The organism is Pseudomonas sp. H9 (assembly GCF_004353925.1).
Classification (GTDB): Bacteria; Pseudomonadota; Gammaproteobacteria; order Pseudomonadales; family Pseudomonadaceae; genus Aquipseudomonas.
Genome location: NZ_SMOK01000051.1, coordinates 1 through 607, shown reverse-complemented (window position 1 = coordinate 607; position 607 = coordinate 1). Strand labels below are relative to the sequence as shown.

The 607-nt window shown below is 57.7% G+C and carries 1 protein-coding gene; it reads left to right on the top strand.

Annotated elements, in window-relative coordinates:
* Window positions 1-607, top strand: a 607-nt coding sequence (locus E1573_RS26830) for an immunoglobulin-like domain-containing protein (RefSeq protein WP_165957394.1), incomplete at both ends; no start/stop codon positions are given.

Here is a 607-nt window from a genome sequence, read left to right as displayed (position 1 = left end):
ACAGGCCGGTAGCACTGCCATCCTGACCGTCAATGTCGGCGGCAAGGACTACTTCGTCACCGTCGACAGCAAGGGTTACGGCAAACTCGAAGTCCCGAACGCCAACATCGAAGACGTCTACACCGACGCCAGCAAGGTCACTGCCACCGTCACTGAAGTAAACGGCGGCAACTTCGAAGGCACCGACCTGAAAGATGCCTCGATCACGGTTGATGTCAAAGACACCATCCAAGACACCACGGTCAAAGTGACCGCCGATGCGGCGAAAGAAGGCGACGCTAACGTCACCTTCCACTTCCAGCTGAGCAACCCGCCACAGGCCGGTTCCACTGCCGTGTTGACCGTCAACGTCGCGGGCAAAGACTACTTCGTCACTGTCGACGACAAGGGTTACGGCAAACTCGAAGTCCCGAACGCCAACATCGAAGACGTCTACACCGACGCCAGCAAAGTCACCGCGACCGTCACTGAAGTGAATGGCGGCAACTTCGAAGGCACCGACCTCAAAGGCGCGAATGCAACTGCAACCGTTGAAGACACGGTGCAAAACACCAAGGTCGAAGTCACCGCAGACGCGGCGAAAGAAGGCGACGCTAACGTCACCTTC